A 19,500-nucleotide genomic window follows, 5' to 3' on the forward strand; every position below is an offset into this window, starting at 1 on the left:
ATAATGATTATAGTGATGATTCCTTCTCTACCTTAACGCTTTCGCTCATATGGCTTTGCAGCTTCACTCGCTTTAAAGTTATAAACAGGTTTAATAACTTTGACAATATCTACAGTTTCCCTAATCGCAGAAGTAATTTCTGTCATCGGCTTATAGGCCATTGGTGCCTCATCCAATGTTTCTTCATTGACTGATGTTGTCCAAATCCCCTGCATCGTATCTTTAAAATCGGCCATATTCAAAGCTTTTTTCGCTGCGCGTCGTGAAAACATGCGTCCTGCTCCATGGGGGGCTGAATAATTCCATTCCGCATTGCCTTTCCCTATACAAATCAGAGATCCATCCCGCATATTCATTGGAATAACTAGCTTTTCATCTTTATTTGCACGAACAGCCCCTTTGCGAAGCGTCATCGTTTCTGTATCGATATAGTTATGAATCGTATCAAACGTATCTGTAAAATGCCAATCCATCTGTTTAGCAATGGTTTCTGCAATGGTCCAACGATTCATCCGTGCAAATTGCTGTGCAATCTTCATATCATGGATATAATCATGGAAAGCTTCCCCCTCTAAATATGACAAGTCTTTCGGAACGAACGGTGTTTGTTCTTTATAGGCTTGTATCATGGATTGAATCTCTTGTTGTCGTCCTTGCTGTTTCATTGCCTCTATTTTTTCTGTCAAATCTTCTCGACGTAAATTTTCATAAGCTCTTTTTTGATGCCAATTAGCAACCTTTGCCCCTACATAGCGTGACCCCGTATGGATGAGCAAATAGTGCTGATCATCTTCATCTTTGGCAAGTTCAATAAAATGGTTGCCTCCCCCAAGTGTACCTAATGACAAGTTCGTATAGTCGTCTTTCAAGCCGCTTGCTCGAAATTGTTTACCTTCAAACTCTACAAAATGTCGGCTTGGCGATACTTCTTTATGAATATCCTGCCCACTTGGTACATATGTGCGAATGATGGCATCGAGTTGAGCAAAATCAACTGTTGTTACGTCAAGTTGTGCTACAAATACACCACACCCCACATCAATGCCGACAAGATTGGGTACAACACGGTCTTGCAATTGGATGGTCGTGCCAATGACACATCCTTTACCCGCATGATAATCTGGCATAATACGTACTTTAGTGCCTGCCATAAAAGCCTGGTCTGTTAATTCTTGAATCTGATCAACAGCTGTTTGTAATGCTGTTTGCGCAAAGATTTTTGCATTCGTGAAGCGTCCATTTATTTCAATCAAGTGTATCCCTCCTTACTACTTATACGTAAAACTGGAATGATTTGTTTCATATCATAAAGAAAACGTTCTAAAAGCATGCTACTTTTAGAACGTTTGGTGAAAACCTACTCTTCATATTGTACAACTAATTTTTTAGGTATTTCGGGTATATCATTTGATTTTACATCTTCTTCCCTTAAGTCAAGCATTTGCAGGGGATATTTTTCTTGCACCTCAAAAGGTATTGCAATACTTTCCATTTTATTATTCATTTGACTTCTTGCGAGTAAGCCATTGTTTGATAAATCAATGGCTAAAATAGCCTGCACAGATTCCTCAAGCATGGCAATATCCTTCGATTTCAACGGCATTTGCTCATTCATTAAAAATGGTTGAAGATGCTCTTTTATATAACCCTGTGCTTCGATTAAGCAAGAAAATTCATTTAATTTTTCAGCATAGCGCTTTAACTGACGCTTATCTTTTGCACGCTGTTGATTTAGTTTCTGTACCTTTTGTTCAATACGGCTCATGCGTACTTTCACTAAATCAATCAAAAAAGGCTGTGTATCTCGAATCGCCTGTAGCATTGAAACCTCTGCTTGTTGTACCTTGGCATATTGGGCGACACAAACCTCTTGCTGCTCATTGAGTTTTTGAACACGCTCTTTGAAAAATTCATTTTGCGTATGTTGGCCAAAAATAGCTTTCATAAGACCTTTCCCATGAATTTTTTTATGCTGTGCATCTAAACGCTCATATTCGCGTAAATACTCACTATGCATATTGCGGTATTCACGCAACATTTGTTGATAGTGCACAGCAATTTCAGTAAATTCTTCCACCTTGGAATCGTGTAAATAATCATGTTGCGCGATCGTTTGTAATAACTGATAGAGTGTTTGAACCTGTTTAAACGTATTCGCAACCTGTTCATATTCTTGCTCATATTCTTGGACAATCGCTAAGTCACGTTGATAGCGAGAATATTCATATTGGGTATCGCCTGCGTATTTTTCAATATTCTCGACAGCAGATTGAAAAGGATCTCGTTGTGGAATTACAGTTAATTCGAAGCGGAATCGTTCAAGCCATTGTAAGAAGCGGATTAGGATGGCATATGTTTTTTTATCACTATTTTCAGCTACACGATGAATGTGAGCAATTAATTGATCATACTGGCTTTTTTCCCAAAGCTCATGATTGTCTGTTTGTTTGGCTGCTAGTGCACTCCTTGCTGAAATTCCTATAAAATCACTCATCAAATGACCAATACGTTGTTGTTCAGAGTCCATAAATACTGCGGCATGCTCCTCATCATCGATGCCATTGATGACACATAAAGGTTCTACCCCTTTATTTTTTAATGTCTCGATCAATAGAAGTTCAGCATCCATTGCCATCGAACCAGCGCGTAACACCCAGAAAATTTCATCAACACGATTCATAAGTGCCTCTGAAAAATAAGCCATTTCTCCGCCGCCTGCCTCTAATGACACAGAATCAATAATAGTCACTGATTTTAATAAATCATTTTTCAAATAGACTTCTAGATAATCTAAATGTTCACGTAAAATCTGGGAAGCAAACGTATCGCCAGTTGTTAGTAGCTCTAATTTACTGAGATCAAATACAGCGACAACACCATCTAAAAAATAAGCTTTAATCTCTTCTTGCACGCCGTATCGTATAAACGTATTGACACTTGTTGGATGCTGATCATCTACCGATAATATTTCGCGTCCTAGAAGTCCATTCACAAGTGTTGTTTTGCCCACCCGCTCTTTTCCAACTATTAAAATCATCGTCTGGTTATTGGCATCTTGAATGATTCGATTTAAATGTTTTGCTGTATCTTTCACATATGTATTTTGGACAATGATGCCATGCAAGTGTCGTAATTGGTCAACAAATTGTGGCAAAATATTATTCGCTGAGGTTGTATTTTCGATTGGCGTATTGTCAATGTTCGTCATCCTCAAAACCTCTTTTCGTATGTATCTATAAGACCATTATAAATGAAACTATGGCTTTTCTAATACATGGATTGATGAAAAGAGGACAATATACTTATTCGTTTATACACTAAATAGGAATTCATCCTTACGCCTTTTTCCTAACTGCTAGATATGGGATTGTTACACAGACTAAAGGGAATGGTCCAAGCTATGAATTTAGAAGTATTAGGTTTGGTTATTTCTATTCAAGGTTGTCTAGTAGCCGACCTTTGTCCTATTCCTCCAAACCAGCCATACGAGCATAAACAGCTCCAAGTAATGGCATTCCACCTTGGGCACCTAATTTCTCTACAGATATTGAGGCAGCGATATTTGCAAAATATACAGCCTCATCCAACGATTGCCCTTCTACTAAAGCATAGGCTAAAGCCCCATTAAAGGTATCACCTGCCCCCGTTGTATCCACGGCTGTTGTCATATAACCTGGCACATGAATTGGGTAGGAGCCATCGAAATAACGTGCACCGTCACTTCCTAGCGTCACGATTAATTTATTAGGATATTTTTCTAAAACTTGTTCCACTGGCTCGTTAAAAATTTCAGCACATTCTGTCTCGTTCGGTGTTAAATAGGTAATATCCTCCATCCACTGCACATCAAAATTGGCTGCTGGAGCAGGATTTAATAGTACAGGGACACCTGCTTCTTTACATAATTGAATGGCATGGGCAGTCGTCTCTTTAGGGATTTCAAGCTGTATCATTACCAAATGGCTTTTTTGTATCAAGTCTTTTGAAGCTTCAAGATGTGATATGCTTAAGTCATAATTAGCTCCCGGTACGACAACAATTCGATTATCGTTATTGTAAATAAGTATATTAGCAATGCCTGTAGGAGCAGTGGTGCTTTTTACAAGGGCATCCGTCTGAATCTGCTCTTGCTGTAAAGCAGCATGTAATGTTTCACCAAAATGATCATTCCCTAAACAGCCAACCATCGCCACCTCACTGCCAAGACGAGCTGCGGCAACGGCTTGATTAGCCCCTTTTCCTCCTGGAACTGTTTGAAACGAGTTACCTAGAATGGTTTCCCCCTGCTTTGGAAAAGCATTCATTTGTACAACTAAATCCATATTTAAACTTCCTATAACTGTAATCATTGTATTCCTACCTTTCAGCTTTTGATCAAACAAAAAACAACTGAAATGAGCAGCATCATTTCAGTAGCTTAACAATTTAAAAATTCGTATAAACTTAAAAATTCCTAAATGTCTAAATTCTTTCACTTACTGCTTCTTTTAGTCGTTAAATGAAAACGATCTAGCCACTCAGGTTATCCTCCTGTACTTCATGCGAAGCAATGCTTAAGATGACGCTACCAAAAGCTGGATGGGCTTGCTCCTGTACTATACAAAAATTTTTACGATGGTCCCATAGTGCCACCTTTACATTTGATGTTTCCTTTATTATAAAGAATTTTATATGGGAAATGCACTACAAACACAAAAAAACTGAAGACAACATCAAGTTTGTCTTCAGTCATTTCAATTAATAGGCTACTCGCTTCGCCTCATATGCGGCGATATGGTCCTCATATTTAAAGGTTAAGGCGATTTCATCCCAACCATTCAGTAACGTTTCTTTATAGTACGGGTCAATTGTAAAATGATAGATTGTACCATCTTCCCCTGTTACGGTTTGCTCTGCAAGATTTACTTCCATCTTATAGGGCTGTGCTAAGCCTTTTGCTAAAATTTCATCACATTCCGATTCTGTTAGCTTAATCGGTAAGATACCGTTTTTATAGCAGTTATTATGGAAAATATCTGCAAAAGAAGGTGCAATCACAACGTTAAAGCCGTAATCTAAAATAGCCCATGGTGCATGTTCGCGTGAAGAGCCACAGCCGAAATTATCTTGTGCCACGAGAATTTTAGATTCTTTAAATTCAGGTTTATTTAATACAAAGTCAGCTATTTCGTTCCCTTGTGCATCGAAACGCCAATGGTAAAATAAAAACTGTCCAAAACCTGTACGCTCAATACGTTTTAGAAATTCTTTTGAAATAATTTGATCGGTATCAACATTTTTTCGATCAAGTGGTGTGATGACACTCTTTACGATATTAATTGGTTCCATTTTTCAATCATCCCTTCCCAGTAAAGCAAGACTTACACTGTTTCCTTCACAAATTCACGTACATCGACGAAGTGACCTGCAATCGCAGCGGCTGCTGCCATTGGTGGTGACACTAAATGTGTACGAGCTCCAGCGCCCTGACGTCCTTCAAAGTTGCGGTTTGAGGTAGAGGCACAGCGTTCTCCAGCTGGTACGACGTCATCATTCATCGCAAGACACATCGAGCAACCAGACTCTCGCCATTCAAAGCCTGCATCCATAAATATTTTATCTAAACCTTCTGCCTCTGCTTGTTTTTTCGTTGTATGTGAGCCTGGGACAACGATGGCTGTGACCTTGTCATGCACCTTACGCCCTTTGATGACATCAGCAGCTGCACGCAAATCACTAATGCGTGAGTTTGTGCAGGAGCCAATGAAGACATGCTGGATGTCAATGGATGTTAATGGCTGGCCTTCCTCTAAGCCCATATAGGCAAGTGCTTTTTGAAGTGCCGCCTTGTCTGATTCATCCTCATAATCTGCTTGTGTTGGAACATGCCCAGAAACACCAGTACCCATCGATGGGTTTGTTCCCCACGTAATGATTGGTTCAATTTCTTCAGCTTTTATAATACGAACCGTATCGTACGTTGCATCTTCGTCTGAAGCAAGACTTAACCAGTAAGCGGCTGCTTCTTCCAATTTTTCTCCCTGCGGTGCATATTTGCGTCCACGAATATAATCGACTGTTGTTTGGTCAGGTGAGATAAGCCCTGCTTTTGCGCCTGCCTCAATTGACATATTACAAATCGTCATGCGTTCTTCCATAGATAGTTTGTGGATAGCCTCTCCAGTGAATTCCACAATATGTCCTGTACCAACACCTATTCCGAACTTGGCAATGATGGCTAGAATAATATCCTTTGCCGCTACCCCAACTGGTAGCTCCCCTTCAACACGAATCTCCATCGTTTTCGGCTTATTTTGCCATAATGTTTGCGTCGATAATACATGCTCCACTTCAGATGTTCCAATACCAAATGCAATGGCCCCAAAGGCACCGTGAGTCGATGTATGAGAATCACCACAAACAATGGTTTTACCAGGCTGTGTTAATCCAAGCTCTGGCCCAATCACATGGACAATCCCTTGGTCAGGGTGACCCATGCCTGCTAACTCAACGCCAAATTCCTCAGCATTTTTAGCTAATGTTTCGATTTGATTGCGCGCAATGGGATCATGGATAGTTGGTAAATTTTTTGTTGGTACGTTATGATCCATTGTCGCAAAGCTTAAATCAGGACGACGCACTTTACGTCCGTTCATGCGTAACCCTTCAAAAGCTTGCGGAGATGTTACTTCATGAATTAAATGAAGATCAATATATAACAGGTCCGGTTTGCCCTCTTCCTGATAAACAACATGTTTATCCCAAATCTTTTCAATTATATTTTTACCCATTGTCTTCACCTATTTCTTTAAATATATGTTGTCATAATACTTTGTGATACAAAGCTAGTATCAATTTCGTTAATTACCTTATCTGTCCATTCATTAGTCGATAAAATACGACTGCCGTCACGAGCAAGATCTGCTGTAAAGTAGCCATCATCAAATACTGCACTTACCGCGCGTTCAATTTCTGCTGCTTCTTCTTTTAAGCCAAATGAATATTGCAGCATCATCGCTACGGATAAAATGGTTGCAGCAGGATTTGCTACACCTTGCCCTGCAATTTCTGGTGCGGAGCCATGTACTGGTTCATATAAGCCAAAATTATCACCACGAATGGATGCGGATGGTAAAACACCTAGAGAACCAGTAATAACAGATGCTTCATCACTTAAAATATCACCAAACATATTTTCAGTAACGACTACATCATAGTGTCCAGGATTTGTAATAAGTTTCATTGCGACAGAGTCTACTAGGTTATGTTCTACGATTACATCTGGATACTCTTTTTTCTTTGCTTCTACAACTTCACGCCATAAGCGACTTGTTTCAAGCACATTCGCCTTGTCAACAGAGCATAATTTGCCACCACGTAAACGTGCTAGTTCAAAGGCATTTTCAACGATACGCTCTACCTCTGCTTTAGAGTAAACCGTTGTATCAATTGCGCCATTTTCAGTACGCATACGTGGTTCCCCGAAGTATACGCCGCCTGTTAGTTCACGTACAATCATTAAATCAACGTTCTCAGCCACTTCACGCTTTAATGGTGAAGCATCTAGTAAACTCGGGAACGCCTTTACTGGACGTAGATTGGCAAATAAATCGAAGTGTTTCCGAATTCGCAGTAACCCTTTTTCTGGGCGCAATTCAGGAGGGTTTTGATCCCACTTTGGACCACCTACAGCTCCTAATAAAATCGCATCACTATTTTCACACATCTCGATTGTTTCATCAGGTAATGGATTATTGTGCTGGTCAATCGCAGCACCACCAATTGTTGCATATCCTAAATGAAATGTATGATTAAATCGTTTACCAATCACCTGTAATACACGTACAGCAGAAGCAACAACCTCTGGCCCAATTCCATCACCGGGAAGTACTGTAATTTTTCTCTCCATCGTCAAAACACCTTTCTTTGTATAGCGTATTCGCTAATTTAGTAAAGACGCTCACCTACCTTTTATCGAGGTGAGCGTAGTCATTACGTCTAAGCGTAATTTTTGGTTAATTGATACAATACGCCATGACATCATTGCATCCGACTTGTGAATGGTACTTCATACAATTCACTACCTCAGAAACCTATACAGGATGTGCGCGAAGGCTTGCTTGAATTAAATGACGGTTAATAGCATTTAAATAAGCTTTTGCCGATGCTTCTAAAACATCTTGAGAGGAATTACGGCCTGTAGTCGAAACCTCATCATAGCGAATATTAATAACCGCTTCACCCAGTGCATCTCGTCCTTTGCCAACCGATGTCACACGGTAATCAATGACATGTACAGCTCCAGGTACAAGTTGCTCCAGTGTATTAAAAATTGCTTCTACTGAACCCGAGCCAGTAGCTACAACGGTTTTTTCTAGTCCCTCAGGTGTAAGCACAATGGCTGTAGCTGTAGGAATATTTTCAGTACCATATTGCACCTGCACCATTTTCAACTCAAAGAGTGGTACATCTTCTACTTGAACTTGTTGCTCAGTAAGAAGAGTAAGTAAATCTTCCTCTGTAATTTCTTTTTTACGATCAGCCAATTTTTTAAATTCCACAAATGCTTTGTTCAACTTTTCATCAGAAAGATGGAAGCCCATTGTTTCCGCACGATCACGGAATGCTGCACGACCAGAATGTTTCCCGAGAACTAATGGAATCTCACCTTCGCCGATTAAAGCAGGTGAAATAATTTCATAGGTTTCTGGATTTTTTAAGACACCGTCTTGATGGATGCCCGATTCGTGTGCAAAAGCATTTCTTCCTACAATCGCTTTATTTGGCTGAATCACAACATTTGTCAATTTACTGACTAATTGAGACGTACGTTTAATTTCTTGCAACTGAATGCCCGTTTTCACCTGATAAATATCCTTGCGAATATGAAGTGCTACAGCAATTTCCTCGAGTGCTACATTACCTGCGCGTTCGCCGATACCATTGATTGTTCCTTCGACTTGTGCAGCACCATTTTCTATTGCGGCAATCGTGTTAGCTGTTGCCATCCCTAAATCATCATGACAATGGGCAGAGAATTTCACTTTGTCAGCACCTTTGACATTTTCCAGTAGGAACTTAAATAATGCACCATATTCTTGCGGGGATGCATACCCTACAGTGTCTGGAACATTAATCGTTGTTGCACCAGCAGCAACCACTTCGTTCATAATGCGCACTAAAAATTCACGATCAGAGCGGAATGCATCCTCAGCAGACCATTGTACAAGTGGGAAGAACTTTTTAGCGTATTTAACAGCCTCTACCGCTTGCTCCACCACTTGCTCAGGGGATTTTTTTAATTTGTATTCCATGTGGATAGGTGATGTGGCTAGAAAAATATGAATATGTGGCTGTTGTGCTACTTTTATCGCTTCCCATGTAGCATCAATATCCTTTTGGATACAGCGAGCTAGCCCCGTCACAATGGAATTTTTTACTGTACCTGCAATGCGATGGACCGCATCAAAGTCACCGGGTGACGAAGCAGGAAATCCTGCTTCTATAATTGTCACACCAAGGCGCTCTAACTGTTTGGCAATTTCAATCTTCTCGGCTGTGTTTAAGTTGATCCCAGCAGATTGTTCACCATCGCGAAGCGTAGTATCGAAAATATCAATTTTTCGCACTTGTCGCCACTTCTCTCACAACTTTTTCTTTACCTTCGTTGATGAATGGCATCATAGCACGTAGTTTTGCGCCTACTTCTTCGATTTGATGGTTCGCACCAGCTTCTTTGAATTTTGTATATTCTGGACGACCATTTTCATTTTCTTGAATCCAACGACGAGCAAATGTACCATCTTGGATATCTGTTAATACATCTTTCATACGAGCTTTTACAGACTCATCGATGATGCGTGGTCCTGCTACATAATCTCCCCACTCTGCTGTATCTGAAACTGAGTAGCGCATTGTTGCCATACCGCCCTCAAACATTAGGTCAACAATTAATTTAAGCTCATGTAGTGTTTCAAAGTAGGCTAATTCTGGTTGATAACCAGCTTCTACTAATGTTTCGAAGCCTGCTCTTACTAGCTGTGTTGCGCCACCACAAAGTACCGCTTGTTCACCGAATAAATCTGTCTCTGTTTCTTCTTTGAATGTTGTTTCAAGAAGCCCACCACGTGCAGCACCGATTCCTTTACCATACGCAAGCGCTAAATCTTTTGCTTGACCTGTAGCATCTTGGTGAATAGCGAATAGTCCTGGTACACCAGCACCTTCTTGGAATTGACGACGAACTAGATGTCCTGGTCCTTTTGGTGCTACTAAAAATACGTCAACGTCTGCTGGTGGTGTAATTTGACCAAAATGGATATTGAAGCCGTGTGCAAACATCAATGCTTTACCAGCTTGTAAATGTGGCGCAATTTCCGCTTCATAAACTGCTTTTTGGCGCTCATCTGGTAGTAGAATTTGGATAACATCTGCTTCTTGTGCTGCTTCAGCCACTGTTTTCACGTCAATACCATCTGCTTTTGCCGCATCGAAGGATCCACCTGGACGAACCCCTACTACTACGTCAAAACCTGATTCTTTAAGGTTTAACGCGTGTGCATGACCTTGTGAACCGTAACCGATAATTGCGATTTTCTTTCCTTTTAATACGTCCTCGTTGATATTTTGCTCATAGTACATTGTAGCCATAGTTAATTTCCTCCTAGAATATGTTTTGTTTTTATAGCTTTAGATACTTGCTCTGTCTATAAAGCTATTCATTTTTATATGCAAACTATTTTAAAATAGAGAGCTGCGGGTTTGAGACTTTTTGTGTTTCACGAACGGAGGCAGTTGCTCCTGTACGTGTAAGTTCTTTAATGCCATATGGTCGAATGAGTTCGATAAAGGCATCAATCTTCTCTGGATGTCCTACTACTTGATACGTCACAACATTTTTAGCTGTATCAATAATTTGGGCGCGGAACGGTTCAACAATTGAATTCATTTCCAAGCGTAAATTTGGTGGGGAAATCACCTTTACTAGTGCTAGCTCTCGCAGAACAATCGATTTATCGGTAATGTCATTGACCTTTAACACATCAATTTGCTTGGATAACTGTTTCACTAGCTGCTCAATTTTGCGTTCGTCCTCTATGTTGACAACGAAGGTCATCTTTGAAAAATTCGGTTGCTCCGTATGACCTACTGTAATCGATTCAATATTGAACTGACGCTTCATCAATAAACCTGTCAAACGGTTTAATACACCACTTTGGTTAATCACGGTTACGGTAATTACTCGCTTCAATTCTTTTTCACCCCAATCATTTCATGTAAGCCTGTGCCAGGTGCTACCATTGGGTAAACACATTCAAGCTGTTTCACTCGACAGTCAATTAATACTGGCTCATCAGACAGCAGTGCCTCACGGAAAATAGCCTCTGCTTCATCGATTGTGTTAATACGATAGCCTTTAATGTTATAAGCATCCGCTAACTTAACAAAATCTGGTTGGATCGGCATAAGTGATGATGAATAGCGCTCTTCATAGAATGTTTGCTGCCATTGACGCACCATACCTAGACAGCTATTATTCAAAATCACTATTTTTACTGGTAAGTTAAATTCCTGTAGGATGGATAGCTCCTGTGCCGTCATTTGGAATCCTGCATCTCCTACAATCGAAATAACTTTTTTGTCTGGCTTCGCAAATTGGGCGCCAATTGCGGCCGGGAAGCCGAAGCCCATCGTACCAAGTCCACCAGACGTTACCCATGCATGATCATTATTTAAATGATAATATTGCGCTGCCCACATTTGATGCTGCCCAACATCTGTCGTCACAATGGCATTCCCTTCAGTAATCTTGTGCACTAATTGCAATGCCTCTTGTGGTAGGATTTCTTGCGTATTTGTATCCTTGCAATACCATAATGGATATTCCATCGCATGATTCCTTAAATAAGCTAACCAATCAGCTGTATCAGGACCTTGGAAATCCTTTTTCAACAGTGCTTTTAAAGCCTCCTTGGCATCCGCAACAATTGGAATATCTGTCGGTACATTTTTGCCAATTTCAGCAGGATCAATATCGATATGGATAATCGTTGCATTTGGTGCAAATGTAGCTAGATTACCTGTTAGACGATCATCAAATCGTGCCCCAATATTGAGTAATAAATCCGATTTTGTGATCGCTGTATTTGCTGTAGCTGTACCATGCATCCCAGCCATTCCAAGGAATAAGTCATGTTCACCATGGATGGAGCCCAATCCTAGCAATGTGTTCGTTACTGGAATACGGTATTTTTCTGCGAAAGTCGTTAATTCCTCACGTGCATCCGCAAAAAGAACACCTGCACCTGCTAAGATGATTGGGTTCTTTGCCAATGAAATGGCTTGAATCGCCTTTTGAACTTGTAAATAATTTGGTTTATATGTTGGCTGATAGCCTGGTAAATAAATTTCATCAGGTGCTTGCGGTGGATTCTCTACATCAAACAACATTTGAGAAACGTTTTTTGGGAAATCCACGACAACTGGTCCCTTACGACCTGTGCTAGCGATATGGAAAGCTTCCTTCACAATACGAGGAATATCATTGACATCCTGCACCTGATAGTTGTGCTTTGTAATTGGTGTTGTAATCCCCATAATATCGGCTTCTTGGAAAGCATCTGTTCCGATCACAGATGTCGCAACCTGTCCTGTAAAAACAACCAATGGAATAGAGTCGATCATGGCATCCGCAATACCTGTTACAAGGTTTGTTGCACCAGGTCCACTTGTGGCGATAACAACGCCTGTTTTACCTGAAACACGAGCATAGCCTTCCGCCGCATGAATCGCACCCTGTTCATGTCTTGTTAAAATATGACGAATTGGGTTTTTATACATCGCATCGTAAATTTGTAATACGGCTCCTCCTGGATAGCCAAAGACGATTTCAACACCTTGATCGTGCAATGCCTGCACTAATACATCTGCACCGTCCTTCGCTTGATAGGTTTGGTCAGCTGTTGCTGTTGGAGCTAATTGTTCTTGTTCATTGATTGAAACATTTGCACTCATCAAATTTTGCCTCCTTCATTTCTTTCAAACTCACACATCAGTGTTGTAGATTAGTGAAGTGTCAATAGCTGGATTGACTATTCCTCTCATCCTTTTCGTTGAGAGGCTGTTCAATTGCATTGTGAAAATAATAAAAAGCCTTTTTCTCCACACGCAAAGAACTACCTTACGTAGGGATGAAAAAGACTTTCCATGGTACCACCCTTTTTTATAGCAAATAATTGCTACCTCGCGAATAAATGACAGCATTTATGCACCAATGCGAAAGACATCGCATCCAATATAGTGTCATAAAACATTTATTCATTAATAACGAGCACTTTCGATTATGCCCGGAGCTATCTAATGGTGTAAACACGTTTAATAGCCCACTCCGAGGGGATGTCGGACCTAGTTGTATCGCCGGCTTCCAGCACGACCGGCTCTCTGGTAGATACAAGGCTCTAGAACCTTTAACCTCATCAACGTTTTTATTTATCTAGTTGTTAAATTTTCATTACGCCGCCAGTGGAAGCGCTCGTCACTAATTTTGAATATCTTGCTAACCAACCACGTTTGATTTTTGGCTCAAAGACTGGTAATTTTGCACGACGTTCAGCTAAAACTTCATCTGAAACTTGTAAATTAATCGTACGATTTGGTAGATCAATTTCGATAATATCTCCGTTTTCTACTAAAGCGATTGGACCGCCTTCAGCAGCTTCTGGTGAAATATGGCCAATTGAAATACCACGAGATGCCCCTGAGAAACGACCATCTGTAATTAATGCAACCTTTGTACCAAGGCCTCGACCTTGAATTGCAGATGTTGGTGCAAGCATTTCTGGCATCCCTGGGCCACCCTTAGGTCCTTCATAGCGAATGACGACTACATGGCCCTCTTTCACCGTTCCATTATCAATGTTTTCCTGCGCTGCTTCTTGTGAATCAAAGACGATTGCCTCGCCCTTGAATACTTTAATAGAAGGATCAACTGCCCCTACTTTAATAACAGAGCCATCAGGTGCGATGTTACCGAATAAAACCGATAATCCACCTACAGCACTATATGGATTGTCTTTTGTTCGAATGACTTGATCATTCGTGATGTGATAATCTTTGACAAGCTCACCCATTGTAACGCCTGCTACGGTTGGACGGTCTGGATGAATAGCACCTGGAATAGATGTTAATTCATTGATAATGGCACTAACTCCACCCGCTTTATTAATATCATCCATTGAAATATCTGAAGCAGGCATGATTTTTGCTAAATAAGGCACTCTTTCTGCTACTTTATTAATATCTTCAATGTTGTAATCTATCTCGGCTTCATTGGCAATTGCTAATGTATGGAGAACTGTATTTGTGGAGCCCCCCATTGCCATATCAAGAGCAAAAGCATCATCAATTGCCTCTTTTGTAATAATATCGCGAGGTTTAATATCTTCCTTGACCATGCGGATTAATTGTTTAGCTGCTTCTTTAATCAGCTTGTGACGCTCTTCAGAAGTGGCAACGATCGTACCATTTCCTGGTAAAGCAACACCGAGCATTTCCATTAAGCAGTTCATAGAGTTTGCTGTAAACATCCCTGAACATGAGCCACATGTTGGACAAGCATTATTCTCAATATCCAGCAGCTCTTCCGCAGACATTTTTCCTGATTTGTGTGCTCCTACACCTTCAAACACAGATGTTAAGGAAAGCTGTTTCCCTGCTGCAGAAGTTCCCGCCTCCATTGGACCACCTGAAACAAAGATAGATGGTACATTCGTACGAACTGCTGCCATAAGCATTCCGGGTGTAATTTTGTCACAGTTTGGAATATAAAATACGCCATCAAACCAATGTGCATTAATAACTGTCTCAGCCGAGTCTGCTATAATTTCACGACTTGGTAAGGAATAACGCATACCTATATGCCCCATTGCAATACCATCATCGACGCCAATTGTATTAAATTCGAATGGAATACCACCCGCTTCAATAATAGCTTCTTTCACTACATCAGCGAACGTACGTAAATGAACGTGACCTGGTATTATGTCGATATAAGAGTTACAAACCCCAATAAATGGTTTGCCTAGATCTTTTGCTTTTACTTTGCCTGTTGCATATAAAAGACTTCGATGTGGCGCTCGATCTACGCCTACTTTAATCATGTCACTTCTCATTTTAAACGCCCCTCATTGCTATCCATACTATGTTCGTCGCTATAGACAAAATGTTCTGTCTTTTTAATTTTTGTTTATAGAGTAACAGTCTCTTAGATGATAACTGCTGTAACGAACGTGTTAAATTGTTGTTATCATAGTACGAAAAAAAGGTCTCGTCAACAGTATTTTTTGAATTGTTTAAACAATTCAAAAAATCTGTCAAAATTGAAATCGTTTACATGCTGATTAAGCATCAGTTTTATCTCGCTTTGATAAAAATTTTGACATTTCGTTCAAATTTTAATTTTTTAATAATAAACAAAAATGAGTAAATAAATATCTCCCATATATTTGAATAAGCTAAATCACAGAATCAGAGAGATAACGCTTACAATAGAAACAATTTTTTTAAGTATCCTGTAAAAAATACTTGTTCAGGATCATATTGGTGTCGAATGCTTAAAAACTTCTCAACCTCTGGATACAACGCATGAACCATTTGCGCTGTTAAATGATGTTGTTTTCCCCAGTGAGGACGACCTTCATATTTTTGCATCAATGTATGCACCCATTTAAAGTAAGGCTCTTCTGCCATTCCCTTATACATATGAAAGGCGATAAAAGCCGACTCACGCCCTTGTGTTGGACTAAAAAAACCTGCTTCACCTGCAGTTGTTCGACACTCTAAAGGAAAATGAACATTAAAAGTGCCTTTTTTAAAGGTTGCATGGATTTCCTCTAAACAAGCTTCAAATTGGGATAAAGGGATGGCATATTCACTCTCTTGGAACTTCACGCTTCGAGGTGAAGGATAAATTTCATAGCTTATCCCTACTTTTTCACTTTCTACCACATTGGCAGCCGCTATCTTGCTCATAGCACCACTTAAACGTGGTTTCCATTTACAAAGCTCTGACATCGCAAAGAAGGCTCCATTTTCTACTATTTGTAGCTTTAACGTTTCTATTCTTTTATTCCATTCACTTTGAAAGACAGGCGCGACTGCATTCATCCGTTTTACTTGTATTGTTTCACTACCAGGGAAATAAAACCACTCCACATGACGATGCTGACGAATATCCTCGGCAAATAGCGAGAGACCATTTGTCAATGTTTCTCTTGCCCCAATATAATGCAAACCATATAGTGGCATGACCTTAATCGTTACTTTGACAAGAACACCAAGCATTCCGAGAGATACATGCAGCGCTTCAGATAAATCATCCATCCCTCTCCTATGTTCCTGATAGGTCCCAGTGCCGTCTACAAACCCCCATGCCTCGACAGCTGACGAAAGAGAACCAAGTGTAACCCCTGTGCCATGTGTGCCAGTTGACACTGCACCTGCAATGGTTTGTTCCTGAATATCGCCCATATTGATTAACGCAAAGCCGTGTTTCGCTAGCATTGGTCCAATTTCATATAGGTAGGTCCCCGCCCATAATGTTGCCTCCTGTCTTTCCTCATTCACAGCGATTAATCCACGCAGATTATGTAAGGAAATAGCTATATGCTCAGGCATAGCTACAGCGCTAAAAGAATGTGCAGCACCTGTGACACGGATTGTCTTTCCTGATTGGCATGCATGCTTCACAATTGCTGAAACTTCATCAATAGAGTGTGGTAAATACATTTCACCCGGATAGGAAATGACATTACCAGCCCAATTTGTCCACTTTTCACCATTCCGCCAATTTTCTATAGAAAACATTGTCCATCCCCCCTATATGTTGTGTAAGGGCCTGCATACTTGTCCCCACGAATAGCATGCAGTACCTGAAAACGCTCACAAAGCTCTCCAGCCTTCGCATGTCGAAAATAAATGGTATCGCCAATATGGATACTTTTCCCTTTGACCTTAATTGGTGTTTGCACCTCTCCTGCGCCTTCTAGGCTAAGATATGCAAAAGTGGTAGGGTCATAGAATACAGGCAAACGATCCATCCCAATGGCTCCAGAAGCCGTATAGCCTCCCCCATGACAAACAACGATATTTTTTTCAGGCATTCTTGTTACACGTAAGGCAAATCCAGCAGCCTTTTCTAGCTGTAAATGTGTAAATTGATCGAACAATGCTGGCGCATAAAAAGCCGAGCCAACTGTCATTTCCGTTACTTCCTTTTGTTGATTGGTGTATGTCATACTTCCTGACCCACCGCCATTAACAAAGCGCAGATTTGGAAAATAGGCCTTGATATGGGCGATTGCTAATCGACGAAATTGTGTTACTTGCTTTTTGGCTTGTACCTGCATGGCTTCTATGACTCTACCTTTTAAAGCATTCGCTGGACGATTGCCAACACCTGCTATTTGAGCCTCATAGCCCATCGCTCCTACCACTTCAATCGCAGGAGTGTTTTGAATGGCTTTTAAAAAAGGTGTCAACGTTTCAAGAGAATACAATGAAGAACGTTTTGTTCCAAAATACAATACTTTAAAATCATTCGAAACATTAATATCAATACAAACCTGTACACGTACGCCAATCTCTTGTCCTAATTTTGCCAATAGTTCGATATGCTCTGGCCGATCTACCATAAAGGTGACGATTTTTCCTTCTTTCACAAAATGCAACAATCGACGAATCGGTGCTTCCTCCATTACTGGATAGCCGAGCAATAAATCATCAAACTGCTGCTCTAATAAAAAAAGGGTTTCTGCTGCAGTGAATGTCATAAACCCAACAACATTCTCAAGCTTTTTCTGGATATAACGAAGGACTTCAATAGAACGAATCGATTTTGTTGCAATACGAATTTGTTTTCCACCACAAGCCTCTTGAACCTTTTGTATATTTTTATCTAGTGCATCTAGGTCCAACCATGCAAATGGCCTTTCCAAATCACAAAATGCTTGATCCAATCTTGTCGTCATTTAATCACTCCCTTGTCTGTACTATGTATTTGACATTTAACAGAATAATTCCTTTTTTAATCACTTGAGCAAAATAAAACAACCGTGAGCCTGTTATTCAATAAGACTACACGGTTGTTTTAATATGGGATAAACATTTCATTCACCTTTCTATTTAATTGGTTACGATGCGTATAAAAAATCAGCTGCAAGATTTAGCATCACTAATAAATGCAAACCCGCAATTAAAAAGCCTTGACGATTTAAACGTTTCATAACAGCCATATTCATATGACCACGCTCCTTTTCTACATTATAATCCCTTTATACAGAATTTTCAAACTATTAAAAAGTGGAAATTTACCCATTTTTCTTTTTCGCAAAAAAAAATTTCACCCTCAGAAATATGTGACTGCACGGGGGATTGAAATTCTGCTTCAACAAATAGTGGACTTTTTTATGAATGAAAAGATGATTGTAGTAAATAATTTAGTTAAATGGCTAATTATTTTATTGCTGATGGAGATTGGGCATTGCAAGCATTTCTGGTACGAATTAAATGCATGAACATACTATAGAAGTAAGCGATAATTGGTCTATGTACAAAATAGAAGTAATTGTAGTTAATGTGGACATTTTCACAGTAATTTATGCAGTTGGATTAGCTATAAAGTGAGGACAGCAAAAGAGCCTGCATTCACTTGTCTACAGTCTCATTTACAACATGTAATAATTACTAAACAGCATCACAGTGTTTAATCTACTCCATTCAGGGTATAACTAAGTAATCGCCATTATATCTTAAATTTAAGGAGATGAAAGTAATGATTAGTTTCATTTGGTATTTAATTATCGGAGGAATTCTTGGATGGTTAGCTGGCGTCATTTTAGGTAAAGATGTACCTGGTGGCATCATCGGGAATATTATTGCAGGGATTGTCGGTTCTTGGATTGGTAGTATGGTTTTAGGGAACTGGGGCTGGAGAGTAAGTGATTTCTATGTGTTCCCAGCACTAATCGGTGCCATCGTGTTGATCTTTATCGTCAGCCTTATTTTAAAAGGTATGCGTAAAGCAACTTAAATATGTAATGAAGAGCCATCCATTGTGATGGCTCTTTATTTTTTTTCATTTAAAAGAACTGCTGCTTGGAGTTCATCGTGAAAATCATTATACAATTGGTAGTAATATAACACATCATCTACATATTTCTTGCTATGGTTGTATTGATAAACAGCTTTCTTAATATCCCCTGTCGCAGCACCGTATTTAGATAAGTAATTCGCAGCACTAAATACTGCATCCTCAATATCATAGGGGTCGGCTATTCCATCCCCATTGGCGTCAACGCCATATCCTCCGTATTTAGCAATTGTCTCAGGACTCATCAATTCAGTTTTCGTTATGCTTCCTTTTCCTAAACCTGAGCATGTGGGATGCTGCCAGCCAACGAATGTACAGGGCATGAAGTAGAGTAAGAACCCGGCGCCTTGGCATATTTCTATGCTAGGTTTCCA

Annotated in this window: 14 protein-coding genes and 1 pseudogene; 1 reads left to right on the forward strand and 14 read right to left on the reverse strand. The window is 40.0% G+C overall.

Translation table 11 applies throughout. From position 1 onward, the window contains the following. Window positions 1-32: 32 nt before the first annotated feature. The 13 genes from MHB39_RS13735 to MHB39_RS13795 form a co-directional block, all read right to left on the reverse strand. Window positions 33-1,253 (reverse strand): RtcB family protein, encoded by a 1,221-nt coding sequence (locus MHB39_RS13735; RefSeq protein WP_054550473.1) that lies wholly within the window; start codon window positions 1,251-1,253, stop codon window positions 33-35. A gap of 104 nt (window positions 1,254-1,357) precedes the next feature. After that, window positions 1,358-3,208 (reverse strand): dynamin family protein, encoded by a 1,851-nt coding sequence (locus tag MHB39_RS13740; protein WP_342544155.1) that lies wholly within the window; start codon window positions 3,206-3,208, stop codon window positions 1,358-1,360. Between the two features lie 256 nt (window positions 3,209-3,464). Then, window positions 3,465-4,349: a ribokinase gene (gene rbsK, locus MHB39_RS13745; RefSeq protein WP_342544156.1), complete on the reverse strand. Its 885-nt coding sequence runs from the start codon at window positions 4,347-4,349 to the stop codon at window positions 3,465-3,467. 388 nt (window positions 4,350-4,737) lie between these two features. Beyond that, the gene (leuD, locus tag MHB39_RS13750; protein WP_016994681.1) at window positions 4,738-5,328 is read right to left on the reverse strand and encodes a 3-isopropylmalate dehydratase small subunit; all 591 of its coding nucleotides are present in this window, start codon (window positions 5,326-5,328) and stop codon (window positions 4,738-4,740) included. Between the two features lie 32 nt (window positions 5,329-5,360). Continuing rightward, complete coding sequence (gene leuC, locus MHB39_RS13755; RefSeq protein WP_048392387.1) at window positions 5,361-6,770, reverse strand: 3-isopropylmalate dehydratase large subunit; 1,410 nt, start codon at window positions 6,768-6,770, stop codon at window positions 5,361-5,363. 17 nt (window positions 6,771-6,787) lie between these two features. Next, window positions 6,788-7,888 (reverse strand): 3-isopropylmalate dehydrogenase, encoded by a 1,101-nt coding sequence (leuB, locus tag MHB39_RS13760; protein WP_004231422.1) that lies wholly within the window; start codon window positions 7,886-7,888, stop codon window positions 6,788-6,790. 184 nt (window positions 7,889-8,072) lie between these two features. Next, complete coding sequence (locus MHB39_RS13765) at window positions 8,073-9,608, reverse strand: 2-isopropylmalate synthase (RefSeq protein WP_342544159.1); 1,536 nt, start codon at window positions 9,606-9,608, stop codon at window positions 8,073-8,075. Then, the gene (gene ilvC / locus MHB39_RS13770) at window positions 9,595-10,629 is read right to left on the reverse strand and encodes a ketol-acid reductoisomerase (RefSeq protein ID WP_016991908.1); all 1,035 of its coding nucleotides are present in this window, start codon (window positions 10,627-10,629) and stop codon (window positions 9,595-9,597) included. The genes MHB39_RS13765 and ilvC overlap by 14 nt, the downstream gene beginning before the upstream one ends. Before the next feature lie 85 nt (window positions 10,630-10,714). Beyond that, a complete protein-coding gene (gene ilvN, locus MHB39_RS13775; RefSeq protein WP_016991907.1) occupies window positions 10,715-11,230 on the reverse strand; it encodes an acetolactate synthase small subunit in 516 nt (171 codons plus the stop codon). Further along, the gene (ilvB, locus tag MHB39_RS13780; RefSeq protein WP_333003981.1) at window positions 11,227-12,993 is read right to left on the reverse strand and encodes a biosynthetic-type acetolactate synthase large subunit; all 1,767 of its coding nucleotides are present in this window, start codon (window positions 12,991-12,993) and stop codon (window positions 11,227-11,229) included. The genes ilvN and ilvB overlap by 4 nt, the downstream gene beginning before the upstream one ends. Window positions 12,994-13,478: 485 nt before the next feature. Beyond that, on the reverse strand, window positions 13,479-15,149 hold the full coding sequence (gene ilvD, locus MHB39_RS13785) for a dihydroxy-acid dehydratase (protein ID WP_036077358.1): 1,671 nt from the start codon (window positions 15,147-15,149) through the stop codon (window positions 13,479-13,481). 370 nt (window positions 15,150-15,519) lie between these two features. Continuing rightward, on the reverse strand, window positions 15,520-16,842 hold the full coding sequence (locus MHB39_RS13790) for a D-arabinono-1,4-lactone oxidase (protein WP_342544161.1): 1,323 nt from the start codon (window positions 16,840-16,842) through the stop codon (window positions 15,520-15,522). Beyond that, complete coding sequence (locus tag MHB39_RS13795; RefSeq protein WP_342544163.1) at window positions 16,830-18,005, reverse strand: amino acid deaminase/aldolase; 1,176 nt, start codon at window positions 18,003-18,005, stop codon at window positions 16,830-16,832. The genes MHB39_RS13790 and MHB39_RS13795 overlap by 13 nt, the downstream gene beginning before the upstream one ends. An 803-nt stretch (window positions 18,006-18,808) precedes the next feature. On the opposite strand from MHB39_RS13795, the gene MHB39_RS13800 reads away from it, so the two are divergent. Next, window positions 18,809-19,066, forward strand: coding sequence for a GlsB/YeaQ/YmgE family stress response membrane protein (locus tag MHB39_RS13800; protein ID WP_004231402.1), 258 nt, complete (start codon window positions 18,809-18,811; stop codon window positions 19,064-19,066). Window positions 19,067-19,101: 35 nt separating this feature from the next. Here MHB39_RS13800 and MHB39_RS13805 read toward each other — a convergent pair. After that, window positions 19,102-19,452: pseudogene (locus MHB39_RS13805) on the reverse strand (lytic murein transglycosylase); the annotation flags it as partial. Window positions 19,453-19,500: the final 48 nt, after the last annotated feature.

It is taken from the genome of Lysinibacillus sp. FSL K6-4013, assembly GCF_038630435.1.
In the GTDB taxonomy this organism is placed as follows: Bacteria; Bacillota; Bacilli; order Bacillales_A; family Planococcaceae; genus Lysinibacillus; species Lysinibacillus boronitolerans.